We start from the raw sequence: 13539 nt of genomic DNA on the forward strand, positions 1-13539 counted from the left end.
AATTTTAAGAAGAGAATACTAAAAAACCCAAGCAAGGAGGATGGCAATGACTAATTTTATTAAAGCACAAAAACAAAAATTTTTAAAGATATTTATGACAATTGAAAAAGTAATAAAAGATTTAGGATTGAAGATAAAAAACAACAAAAGAGGAAGACCGAAGAAATTTAAGCTGAGCCATATAATAGCTTGTTTTGTTTATAAAGTCAAAAATAGGATAAACAGCTTTAGGGAATTAGAGTACAAGATAAATGAAGATGAAGAATTTAGAAAGGTCATAGGAATAGAAAAGAGCCCCGATCATTCATATTTTTCAAAATGGGCTAAAATGATTGAAGAAGAATATATAGAAGCAATAGCAAGAATTTTAGTAAGAGAAATAGATCCCAAGACAAGAGTTTGTGCTATAGATTCTACACCTTTGAGAAGCTCGAGGGGTGATAGAGAAGCAGGAGTAGGAAGATGTGTTAGTTTAGGTTTTTACAATGGGTATAAATTACATGTGCTAGCAACAGTTGAAGATGAGGTCATACCGATAGTATGGTGGTTGACATGTGCAAATATTCATGATAGTAAAGCGGTAGAACTTTTGTATGAAGCTAAGATATTTGGACCTGATGTAATATTAGCAGATGCAGGTTATGATTGTACAAAGTGGTTTGATGTGGCTGATAGACTTGGAATAAAGTTTGTAGCGGGTATAAATAAGAGAAATACTAAGGATTTTAACAATGTCAAAAATATTCTGAGAGCACAAAACATAGAATTTTTAAGAAGTAAAGAAGGACAAAGAGTATATAAGCAAAGGATAAAAATTGAAAGATTATTTGGGAAGCTGAAAGGAGAATATAATTTAGAACAAGTACGGCTAAGAGGTTTTAGAACATATAAGAGACATGTTGACTGGATAATGGTTACTTATTTGATAGAGCTTTATATTCAAAAAATTGAAAACTGTAAATTTTCTTTTAAATATGCATGGAATAATTTATAGTCCCATATAGTTACATTAATAGTAGAATTATTTATTCAACAACTTAGTAATAAAGAAAACATAAAGTTTTTTTAAAACAAATATAGATACTCTTTGAAAGGTGAGGAACCCTATTAATTACTCTTCTAATCCTCACCTTCTATTTTTAACAATATTTTTACTCATAAGCAGAAACGATTTTTACCAAATCACTTTGTCGTTTGTCACAAATTTCTCATTATTTTTGTTTATATATCTAACAAAAGCCAAAATATACTGATTTAATCATGTTCAATTTCAAAGACTATATCTTGGGCTTTAACTCCCCTCTTGCAACCTTATCCATATACCACCACCAACCTGTTTCTCCATTTGGTGGTCCTATTACAAAAGGTGCAAGTTTATCTGCATATTTCAAAACTTTTTTCTGTAGCTCTCTACCTTCGGGGGTATCAAGCAGTTGTTTTTCCTGGAGAATATCAAGAAGATTTAATAAGTAACTTACCGCAAAATAATCAGGCTCTTCCTCTTGATAAATATCAAGACTTTCAGCTTCCATTTTAGCTCTTTTTAGAATTTCCACGTTATTACCTCCACAGAATTATTTACATCTCTGATAACTCAAATATAAACTGTAATTTTACTTCCAAAATATTGTAATATGTATTGTAACCTCAAAAACTTCTTTACATTTTCATTATCTTTATTTTTACACTTTCCATTCTATACTGCAGAAGGCTTCTTTTCTCTTCTACCTTAAACTTTTTTGAGGAAAACTTTCTGGTACATATTTTCCTTTGGCAGGTATTTTGGCATTAAAACTTTCTCTTTTGCTTTTCCTTCTGTTTTGGCTTTCAATAAGCTCAAAAAATATTTAAAAGCTTCAACCACCGAAAAAATAAGTGTTTTCTGTGCAACCCTTGATGGCAATAAATCTGTAGTTTTTGCTGCTTTTTTGTAAGATAGTATACAATACTTTTTGCAGCTATTCCTGAGATTAAAAAAGGGTTCTGAATTATACGATACAGAGCAAAGTTGTACAGGTTTTTTGAAAAGTGACAAAACTTTTGTAAAAGTTTGTATGTTTTCTTATTACATCTTATATGATTTTTTGTGTTTTGTGCAATTAAAATAACTTAAAAATATTTTATCGTATTTTAGCAATTCATTTCTATTTTGAGGAAGATAAAATTTTTGCTATATTTTCAATAAATTTTGCGTTTCAGGATTATATAAAAATAGAGATACTACCAATTAAGAGCAGAACTCTTGTAATTTTTTTGTTCTTCATATCATTGGCTTTAAATTCCCATTTTCGTCTACCTCATATACCCTTCTATATTTTTTCCCATTTATTTCTACATCTTCTATTATGAATTCTTTTCCGACTAAGTTTTGATATTCTTGTTCCCATTGTTTTCGCAGGATATCTGGCGGAGTATTTTTTATTCTTTGTTTTTCTGCTTTTAAAGATTTTAGTAATTTATGTTTAGTGAGGTCATCAATCATTTCTGAATTTTTTATCTGTTGTTCTAAATCATTTAAACTTATTTTGATTTCTTTTATTTTTTTGTTTTTGCTTTCCATAATTACCCCTCCCAATTTTATGTTTCTATTTTAATTTAGCACATTCTCCACCCTATTTTCAAAAAAATTTACTGGTCGGAAGTTAAAATAAAACTTGACTACTACAAAGTTAAGAATTAAAGGAAATTAATTGCAATGGTAAAAGATGTAATTTTTAAGGCAGCTAAAAACACAGTAACCCCAGCAAAGTATTAAATACGTATTGCTCTCAAGTTGAATTCAATTGCCCAGCTCTTACAAAGCTTTTAGAATATCTGTTAAACTGCAATTTGTATATCAGAATAAAAAATCTACCTTTATGGTATATTTTTTTAATCAATAATTATTCTTGTAAAATTGGCTTTAAAATAAATATTTTAAGCAAAGTAATTGAAAAATAGGGCATCTCTTTTTAAACACCATGCTTGCGAAATCTTACAATTTTTCAAGTTACACTAAAAATTAGATGCACAAAATTATTGACAAATTTCCAAGAGCTACCTTATTTTTTCAAATCTCATTTCAGCTCATTTTTCCTCATTTTCGTTCATTACAGGAATGCTCATAGTTCAGATAAAACTAGCAAAAACAGGAGGTTTAAACTTAGGTTCAATCTCAGTTTTACATCCCTCATAGTTCAGATAAAACCAACTCACTTAATCTTTTCATCTCTATTTCTTTTTCGTTTACATCCCTCATAGTTCAGATAAAACTATCCTATGAATTCTACCATATTCTCCCACCTTTCAGAGGTTTACATCCCTCATAGTTCAGATAAAACTTTGTTATGACACAAGAAATTTTTGCTGTGTTGTTTGTAGTTTACATCCCTCATAGTTCAGATAAAACTATCAGCGATATTACGACAGTCTAAACAATCTCATCAGTTTACATCCCTCATAGTTCAGATAAAACTTCCTTGAACATTCTGTTAATTTGAGCTGCACTAAGATTGTTTACATCCCTCATAGTTCAGATAAAACCCTGTTACAAAATATTCTATCTTTTGAATTAATAATGAGTTTACATCCCTCATAGTTCAGATAAAACCCTGTTACAAAATATTCTATCTTTTGAATTAATAATGAGTTTACATCCCTCATAGTTCAGATAAAACTCAAAGCCCGGCTGTTTGTGTTTTGTTGTTATGTAAGGTTTACATCCCTCATAGTTCAGATAAAACGGTAGATATTGGTCTACAGGCAACACACCATTTATTGGGTTTACATCCCTCATAGTTCAGATAAAACAGCGACAGCGAGCTTGCCCTTGACAGCCAAAAGACGAGTTTACATCCCTCATAGTTCAGATAAAACCTTCTTTTTCTCTTATATTTATCACGAATATTATTTAGTTTACATCCCTCATAGTTCAGATAAAACTGTATCAGCAGATTCTCCAAATGGTGGCTTAATATAGTTTACATCCCTCATAGTTCAGATAAAACCTATGTCGCTGAAAATAACAAGCATATAATTGCTCAGGTTTACATCCCTCATAGTTCAGATAAAACGCTTGGGAGTTAGATTTGCATCAATAATGACTCCAGGTTTACATCCCTCATAGTTCAGATAAAACAATACTTCCTTCGCTGCCTCTAAATACACTCTCCCCGCGTTTACATCCCTCATAGTTCAGATAAAACTCTGTTCAGCCGCTGCATATTTTGAAACGTCAATCCACAGGTTTACATCCCTCATAGTTCAGATAAAACCAAAATGGCAGAAACAGCAGAAAAGTATTTGAAAAAGTTTACATCCCTCATAGTTCAGATAAAACTGCACAAGTTAAAAAGCAGATATTAAAAGAAATAAAGAGTTTACATCCCTCATAGTTCAGATAAAACTTATTTACAACAAGTCTTCTTATGATGGACGACTTTATGTTTACATCCCTCATAGTTCAGATAAAACTTGGAGATTGCAAAGCCTAACCTTGTTCACCAGCAATTGTTTACATCCCTCATAGTTCAGATAAAACAGGATATAAGACAGGTATTTTATTTGCTGAAAGATATATGTTTACATCCCTCATAGTTCAGATAAAACTGTTTATGAAGGACAGATAAAGAAGATTAATTATTTCAGTTTACATCCCTCATAGTTCAGATAAAACTAATCCAGAGCTTACTGATAAGGAAATAGACTATATTTGTTTACATCCCTCATAGTTCAGATAAAACGTAAGAAAAATAGTAGTAGCAGAAGTAGAAAGTGCAATGTTTACATCCCTCATAGTTCAGATAAAACGTTCAACTGTGATAACGCATAAGCACCTGCTCCTGCTAGTTTACATCCCTCATAGTTCAGATAAAACTTTCCCAAGTAATCTCTTAAAAAACGCGCTCCTGTATTCGTTTACATCCCTCATAGTTCAGATAAAACTATAAATGTTGCAATAATACTCATCAGTAAAGTAATAAGTTTACATCCCTCATGGTTCAGATAAAACTTGAAGGTGAACTATCATGAGCAATGCGGAATTGAAAGTTTACATCCCTCATAGTTCAGATAAAACGGCGGGGCGGCTGGGAATTATTACTCAACACAATCAGGTTTACATCCCTCATAGTTCAGATAAAACCCATCATCGTCGACAACAAACTCAAAAGTTAGTAGTTGGTTTACATCCCTCATAGTTCAGATAAAACCAGATAAGAAGCGGTAAACTTCAATTAGCACCGTAAGAGTTTACATCCCTCATAGTTCAGATAAAACTATACGTACAGGCAAAGCGTTGGGATGCTAGTGTAGTGTTTACATCCCTCATAGTTCAGATAAAACATTTTGAAGTAGAAGATGAAGAAAGCATAGAAGTAGTTTACATCCCTCATAGTTCAGATAAAACTTTACTGGGTGTTCAAAAGGGAAAGATAAAAACAGTTTACATCCCTCATAGTTCAGATAAAACCTTTTTAACACATTCTGCCCGCAGTATTCGCAATATAGGTTTACATCCCTCATAGTTCAGATAAAACATACCTGCGTTTCGGCGGAAAAGATCTTTTGAATTTTGTTTACATCCCTCATAGTTCAGATAAAACCGCCAATATTGGCAAACTCATCAAGCAGAAACAAAACGTTTACATCCCTCATAGTTCAGATAAAACCATGTTAGTATGTATGATAAACTTAATTATGGTTATACGTTTACATCCCTCATAGTTCAGATAAAACTGAACAACTAATTGTTTTCTTTCTAAAATCACAAGCAAGTTTACATCCCTCATAGTTCAGATAAAACAGTTGAGAGATAGCTTGTTGAATAAAACATATTGACATAAAAGTAATAAATTTATAAATGGAAAAAACCATCCTCCTTGAGATAAAATTTTAAGAAGAGAATACTAAAAAACCCAAGCAAGGAGGATGGCAATGACTAATTTTATTAAAGCACAAAAACAAAAATTTTTAAAGATATTTATGACAATTGAAAAAGTAATAAAAGATTTAGGATTGAAGATAAAAAACAACAAAAGAGGAAGACCGAAGAAATTTAAGCTGAGCCATATAATAGCTTGTTTTGTTTATAAAGTCAAAAATAGGATAAACAGCTTTAGGGAATTAGAGTACAAGATAAATGAAGATGAAGAATTTAGAAAGGTCATAGGAATAGAAAAGAGCCCCGATCATTCATATTTTTCAAAATGGGCTAAAATGATTGAAGAAGAATATATAGAAGCAATAGCAAGAATTTTAGTAAGAGAAATAGATCCCAAGACAAGAGTTTGTGCTATAGATTCTACACCTTTGAGAAGCTCGAGGGGTGATAGAGAAGCAGGAGTAGGAAGATGTGTTAGTTTAGGTTTTTACAATGGGTATAAATTACATGTGCTAGCAACAGTTGAAGATGAGGTCATACCGATAGTATGGTGGTTGACATGTGCAAATATTCATGATAGTAAAGCGGTAGAACTTTTGTATGAAGCTAAGATATTTGGACCTGATGTAATATTAGCAGATGCAGGTTATGATTGTACAAAGTGGTTTGATGTGGCTGATAGACTTGGAATAAAGTTTGTAGCGGGTATAAATAAGAGAAATACTAAGGATTTTAACAATGTCAAAAATATTCTGAGAGCACAAAACATAGAATTTTTAAGAAGTAAAGAAGGACAAAGAGTATATAAGCAAAGGATAAAAATTGAAAGATTATTTGGGAAGCTGAAAGGAGAATATAATTTAGAACAAGTACGGCTAAGAGGTTTTAGAACATATAAGAGACATGTTGACTGGATAATGGTTACTTATTTGATAGAGCTTTATATTCAAAAAATTGAAAACTGTAAATTTTCTTTTAAATATGCATGGAATAATTTATAGTCCCATATAGTTACATTAATAGTAGAATTATTTATTCAACAACTTAAGTTGAGAGAGCTTAAAAATGCAGAAACAGAGTTTGGTTTACATCCCTCATAGTTCAGATAAAACTCCCTGTTCCGTAACGACTTATATCTAACGCTACTTCATGTTTACATCCCTCATAGTTCAGATAAAACCAGGTAGCTGTATTAGGGAACATAGTACTGACTGAATGGTTTACATCCCTCATAGTTCAGATAAAACATAAATGACCTGATAGTAATAATGGTTTATCTGCCTTAGTTTACATCCCTCATAGTTCAGATAAAACGTATTAATTGTATTTAGTTCAATAACGTTTAGTTTTCGTTTACATCCCTCATAGTTCAGATAAAACGCTTTAACAGGTTTAACAGCGGCCTTAATTTTAACAAGTTTACATCCCTCATAGTTCAGATAAAACTTTTTACTAATTTTCTGACTATTTCAGGGAGTATTTCTTGTTTACATCCCTCATAGTTCAGATAAAACTGAAGACGTCAACGTTGAAGAAGAAATAATAGAAAAAAGTTTACATCCCTCATAGTTCAGATAAAACTTTGAACCCTCCTTCACTTGAAATACAAAATGACCAGTTTACATCCCTCATAGTTCAGATAAAACCATATAAGCCCGGCAATAAGTACCAAGTGTCCGTCCAAGTTTACATCCCTCATAGTTCAGATAAAACCAACAAGAAGGACGATAGAGGGTGGCAGCGGGGTGTAGTTTACATCCCTCATAGTTCAGATAAAACCAAACGCAAGTGAGTTTTTAGCTTGGGCAAAGACACAGTTTACATCCCTCATAGTTCAGATAAAACTTTTGTTTTAAATAAGCTTTTACAGAAAACTTGATAATGTTTACATCCCTCATAGTTCAGATAAAACTGAAAAATACAAAGAACAATTGTTCAACAATCTTGGGCGTTTACATCCCTCATAGTTCAGATAAAACATCATTTCCCAGCTTCTACGCAAATTTTCCCTTGCTTCGTTTACATCCCTCATAGTTCAGATAAAACTTTTTGGTTTTGAACCCTTTTAGTTCTTCAAGTATTGTTTACATCCCTCATAGTTCAGATAAAACATATGGCGACTTAACTTATGCTGATGCGTTTTATTCAGTTTTCATCCCTCATAGTTCAGATAAAACTTGAAGAGTTAACAATTGAAGAGATTATTACTTTTCTTGTTTACATCCCTCATAGTTCAGATAAAACATTTTGTATTTACCGAATCTATATTTCTTACCTTCAATGTTTACATCCCTCATAGTTCAGATAAAACAATTGGACATGGTAACAGAATTATTTTCGAAAGTAACGTTTACATCCCTCATAGTTCAGATAAAACGCAGTGTGTGCAGCTGCGGGTATAGTAGCAGTTACTGGTTTACATCCCTCATAGTTCAGATAAAACTTTTCAGAGATAGTAAGTGGCACAAAATTATTACAAACGTTTACATCCCTCATAGTTCAGATAAAACCAGGATTCACAAAAGAAGAAATTCTAAAAGGTAAGTATCGTTTACATCCCTCATAGTTCAGATAAAACTACTGTTCTTTTTTGTTATCCAAATTTGGATTGAAAGTTTACATCCCTCATAGTTCAGATAAAACTTCCTTGTCGTGCGAAAAACAAAAAACGAACGTTTACATCCCTCATAGTTCAGATAAAACGTCTGAAAATCCCGCTATATACTCTTTGAAACCTCCGTTTACATCCCTCATAGTTCAGATAAAACTTTGTTGAGTATAAGATAAGCTTGCCCGTCTACAAACTCGTTTACATCCCTCATAGTTCAGATAAAACTGCTTGTAAAAAGCACTCTTAAAGAAGGATATGATTAGTTTACATCCCTCATAGTTCAGATAAAACGCAGAGTGTAGGCGTGAAATGTGGACAGCAGTGCAGTGTTTACATCCCTCATAGTTCAGATAAAACGAAGAACGTTTAGAAAAGGGAATAGATGAGGCAATAGTTTACATCCCTCATAGTTCAGATAAAACGTAAAATCATCTTTTGATAAAGTTCAAGTTTAAGCGGGTTTACATCCCTCATAGTTCAGATAAAACTCTGCGTCTTTAAGATATTTTCTTGTCGCTTGTATAAGTTTACATCCCTCATAGTTCAGATAAAACTCGTGGCAGCAAAACAGGTTTGCAGGCACAAAAAACTGTTTACATCCCTCATAGTTCAGATAAAACTTGCAGCGATTATACCAAAAACAGTAACTTTGCTAAAGTTTACATCCCTCATAGTTCAGATAAAACGAGTATTTTTCACAGTGTACTATCCAGACCCAATCAGGTTTACATCCCTCATAGTTCAGATAAAACGATTACAAAAATTATTCAAATGTGTTAGTTGATATCAGTTTACATCCCTCATAGTTCAGATAAAACTGGCGCATTTTCCCTTTTAATTTGCTGCCAGTTAGGATCGTTTACATCCCTCATAGTTCAGATAAAACGCTCAAGGAACGTTTGTGCATTGCCACTTTTCCCGCGTTTACATCCCTCATAGTTCAGATAAAACTCTTATTGGTTTAAGAGCAACTGAGAGTCCGAACCGAGTTTACATCCCTCATAGTTCAGATAAAACCATAAAACATTGAGTTAAGGCATATAACTTGTCTTCTTGTTTACATCCCTCATAGTTCAGATAAAACCTAACATCAAGGGGCATAGTTCACGCCCCCTTGTATAATTATTTTCGTAAGACACATCAAAAAAATTCTAATAAAATAACAACCAAAGTTTCGGTTAACATAAGATTTTGAGTCTCATCCTTAAAATAACATCTCAAATACTACCTCTTTGAGAGGAAAGCAGCGCAAAGTCTCTTCCTGCTGCTTGTGGCTTCTAATCTTTAGCCACTTTAACGCTGGCCTCTTGCCAGCCATTCTAACTTTGATATAATTCTTTCTATCTGGGCATGGAATTTACCTGTACGCGCCCCCTGGGAACGGAACTTCTTTCCGTATACCCGTGAAAAAGATTATTATTCCATTCCAGGTAAGTCTAAACTATTTGGCTGGTTGAGGCCAGCTTAGATCCTAATCAAAGCTGGTTCCTCGCATCACGTGCAAGGTTGTATACTTACCTTTGCTCGGAATGGAAAACTCATGCCCTAATTCAATTTCAAAATCACTTGCAGGGAGGTTTAATTGCTATGAATCTAAAACCTATTGCCGGGATTGATGTAGCCAAGTATTTCAGCGAAATGGTGATTATATCTCCTACAAATGAAATAATTGCCCGCTTGACTATCCGTCACAATAATCCCTCTGATTTTGATAGGGCTATTGAAATCCTTAAAAAAGTTGAAGAGGATTTCGCAGCACGCCCTATCATCGTCATGGAAGCCACAGGGCATTACCACAAAATCCTCTCCCGCTTCTTTACTTCTAATGGCTGGGATGTTTCAATTATCAATCCCATCCAATCTAATTCTATCAAAAATGCGGGAGTTAGAAAAGTAAAAAATGATAAAACCGATGCCCTGTGGATTGCATTAACTTTTAGACTTACTGACTCTACTGTAGTACAACCTTCATCTGAAATCCTCGACTGCTTGAAAAACCTATGCCGCCAGTATTACAACCTCAGTGATGAACTAACCTCTTACAAATACAGACTTACTTCTGTCGTCGATCAAATTATGCTCAATTTCAAAGAGGTCTTCCCTGACATTTGTTCTAAAACATCCTTGGCTATACTTGAAAACTACCCAACTCCAACCGATATCTTAGGCGCTGACAGCGAAAAACTTATTTCCATCATTCAGCTAACCTCTAAAAAAAGCTATCAATGGGCCAAAGAAAAATATGAATTACTTGTCGCAAAAGCTAAACAGTTTCAACCTTTTTCTATATCAGACTTAGCAACTGTTACTATGCTTAAAGTCTATATTAACATGGTCCTGAATTTACAGCAGAATATCGACAAAATTTTTGAAGCCATAAATCAACTTGTTCAGCAATCTTCGCAATCTCAGCCTTCACTCATGGAAAATATTAACCTCCTTCAATCTATCCCCGGCATAGGTTTTCTATCCGCTGCAACTATCCTTGCTGAAATAGGTGATTTCGAAAAATTTTCAAAACCCAACAAGCTTGTTGCTTTCTTTGGTGTAGATCCTTCCGTAAATCAATCGGGGCAATTTGTTGGCACAAAAAATAAAATGTCTAAACGTGGTTCTAAAATCTTGCGAAGAATCTTATTTACAATTGCTCTTGCCAATATCAGAACAAAAAGAAATTCTAAACCTTGTAATCCTGTATTATTCGAATACTATCAGAAAAAGTGCCAACAAAAGCCCAAAAAAGTTGCATTAGGTGCTGTTATGAGAAAAATTATTTGTATTATCTTTGCTGTTATGCGCGATAAAAAACCTTTTGAACTTAGAACTCCAGAAGAACATATTCAAAAATACTTTAATAAAACTGCAGTTTGTAGTGCATAAACAATTGTTCTGTTTACGAAACATTAGTTAACAATAACACTACTCAGCCTCCATATGTTATGTCAACTTCTAATGGATGGCTTACCTTTTTGCGCCCTCTTTAAAGAATCTTATACCATAAAATGGTGTCAAAATTTTTTAAAAAAACTCTTGACTTTAATTAGCTGGTCTTGATGTGTTTACATCCCTCATAGTTCAGATAAAACCATTTTTTTACCGATAACAACTATATTTACATTTTTGTTTACATCCCTCATAGTTCGGATAAAACTAGCGAAAGCAGCAAAAACAGCAAAAGGACAATTAGCGTTTACATCCCTCATAGTTCAGATAAAACTTCAAGAAAGCAGGTATTCTAATTCTTCCGTTCTCTGTTTACATCCCTCATAGTTCAGATAAAACTTAACCTCACCTGTTCTTTTTGTTTTTAGGTCTGTCTTGTTTACATCCCTCATAGTTCAGATAAAACGGACTTGCAGAAGCTGTAAAGACATCTGTGTATTTGCGGTTTACATCCCTCATAGTTCAGATAAAACTTTAAAACTGTTAGTTTTAAGCCTATAGTGTTAGGAGTTTACATCCCTCATAGTTCAGATAAAACATTAATTTTTTCAACGCAGCATCTTCTGTTCTGATGTGGTTTACATCCCTCATAGTTCAGATAAAACCAGATATAGTTCTGATTTACAGAGAGAAGAAAGCATAGGTTTACATCCCTCATAGTTCAGATAAAACCTTAATAGTATGTTTGTTAATTCATTAGCTGTAGCAATGTTTACATCCCTCATAGTTCAGATAAAACTGTTTTTTGCAAACATTTATTGCTTTATAGTATCGTTTACATCCCTCATAGTTCAGATAAAACCTTAATAGTATGTTTGTTAATTCATTAGCTGTAGCAATGTTTACATCCCTCATAGTTCAGATAAAACTAACCTCTTCTAACATTTAACCTCACCTATTTTCTTTTGTTTACATCCCTCATAGTTCAGATAAAACCTCAATCGTTGTTAAATAAGCACTCAATCGTTGTTAGTTTACATCCCTCATAGTTCAGATAAAACCCTCCCATTTTTTGTTTTGCCCTCACGGGCAATCCCCAAGTTTACATCCCTCATAGTTCAGATAAAACAAGTCATGTAAAGGCTTGGTCCAGCAGGGTACAGTATGTTTACATCCCTCATAGTTCAGATAAAACTGGGGATTGCCAAGGGCAAAGCCAACCGGCAAAGCCCAGTTTACATCCCTCATAGTTCAGATAAAACTGTTGAGTATAAGATAAGCTTGCCCGTCTACAAACTCGTTTACATCCCTCATAGTTCAGATAAAACTAGATTTGCGTAATAGCATTGAAGTATTAATACAAAGGTTTACATCCCTCATAGTTCAGATAAAACTTCTGCGTCTTTAAGATATTTTCTTGTCGCTTGTATAAGTTTACATCCCTCATAGTTCAGATAAAACTCAGCGACAAACTTATCATGGTCACCATTAAGGGCTATGGTTTACATCCCTCATAGTTCAGATAAAACCAGGTATTAACCCAGAAAATTGCACAATTAAGTACAAGTTTACATCCCTCATAGTTCAGATAAAACTCCTTTAAAAGTTTTAATTGATTAGCATCCACAAGTTGGTTTACATCCCTCATAGTTCAGATAAAACCAGCACTTAGAAGGCTAATGATGGCACCGTTAGCGAGTTTACATCCCTCATAGTTCAGATAAAACCTCAAATTCAAGTGCTGTGAGATATTTAACAACTGCTTGTTTACATCCCTCATAGTTCAGATAAAACAACTTTATCAATATCAACAAGCTGAACGTCAAAGCAGTTTACATCCCTCATAGTTCAGATAAAACCGCAGAAAAGTGGCTATATTTGGGGAATAGACGAAAGTTTACATCCCTCATAGTTCAGATAAAACGACCCTGCTTTATATTCTGATGAAAACAGATTAATTGTTTACATCCCTCATAGTTCAGATAAAACTCAATTACTTGACGGGAGAAATAGAATTTAACGAAGATGTTTACATCCCTCATAGTTCAGATAAAACCTCAAAAGAAAGGGTGGATATGGATAATCGAAGAAAGTTTACATCCCTCATAGTTCAGATAAAACAAAGGCAAAAGCTGTGGGAGTTTATGAAAAATCTAGACGTTTACATCCCTCATAGTTCAGATAA

The 13539-nt window shown here is 33.4% G+C and carries 5 protein-coding genes and 3 CRISPR repeat arrays (1 of these 8 running past the window's edge); of the genes, 3 read left to right on the top strand and 2 right to left on the bottom strand.

Annotation, left to right across the window (positions count from 1 at the left end; all coding sequences use genetic code 11):
* Positions 1 to 46 precede the first annotated feature (46 nt).
* On the top strand, positions 47 to 994 hold the full coding sequence (locus OTK00_RS11320; RefSeq protein ID WP_045168612.1) for an ISNCY family transposase: 948 nt from the start codon (positions 47 to 49) through the stop codon (positions 992 to 994).
* Between the two features lie 283 nt (positions 995 to 1277).
* Here the strand turns inward: OTK00_RS11320 and OTK00_RS11325 are convergent, their stop codons facing one another.
* Together OTK00_RS11325 and OTK00_RS11330 are read right to left on the bottom strand one after the other, a co-directional pair.
* Entirely contained in the window at positions 1278 to 1556 is a 279-nt protein-coding gene (locus OTK00_RS11325) for a hypothetical protein (protein ID WP_045168745.1), read from the bottom strand.
* A 704-nt stretch (positions 1557 to 2260) separates the two neighbouring features.
* The gene (locus tag OTK00_RS11330) at positions 2261 to 2560 is read right to left on the bottom strand and encodes a hypothetical protein (protein ID WP_045168743.1); all 300 of its coding nucleotides are present in this window, start codon (positions 2558 to 2560) and stop codon (positions 2261 to 2263) included.
* A gap of 598 nt (positions 2561 to 3158) precedes the next feature.
* Positions 3159 to 5783: direct repeats of the CRISPR family, unit length 29 nt; unit sequence GTTTACATCCCTCATAGTTCAGATAAAAC.
* A 130-nt stretch (positions 5784 to 5913) separates the two neighbouring features.
* On the opposite strand from OTK00_RS11330, the gene OTK00_RS11335 reads away from it, so the two are divergent.
* Positions 5914 to 6861 carry an ISNCY family transposase gene (locus OTK00_RS11335; protein WP_045168612.1) on the top strand — a complete coding sequence of 316 codons (948 nt, stop codon included), beginning with the start codon at positions 5914 to 5916 and terminating at the stop codon, positions 6859 to 6861.
* Between the two features lie 82 nt (positions 6862 to 6943).
* A CRISPR array of direct repeats spans positions 6944 to 9555; the repeat unit is 29 nt; unit sequence GTTTACATCCCTCATAGTTCAGATAAAAC.
* Positions 9556 to 10058: 503 nt separating this feature from the next.
* A complete protein-coding gene (locus OTK00_RS11340) occupies positions 10059 to 11351 on the top strand; it encodes an IS110 family RNA-guided transposase (protein WP_045168742.1) in 1293 nt (430 codons plus the stop codon).
* Between the two features lie 177 nt (positions 11352 to 11528).
* Positions 11529 to 13539: direct repeats of the CRISPR family, unit length 29 nt; unit sequence GTTTACATCCCTCATAGTTCAGATAAAAC (it continues 136 nt past the right edge of the window).

It is taken from the genome of Caldicellulosiruptor morganii, assembly GCF_026810225.1.
In the GTDB taxonomy this organism is placed as follows: Bacteria; Bacillota; Thermoanaerobacteria; order Caldicellulosiruptorales; family Caldicellulosiruptoraceae; genus Caldicellulosiruptor; species Caldicellulosiruptor morganii.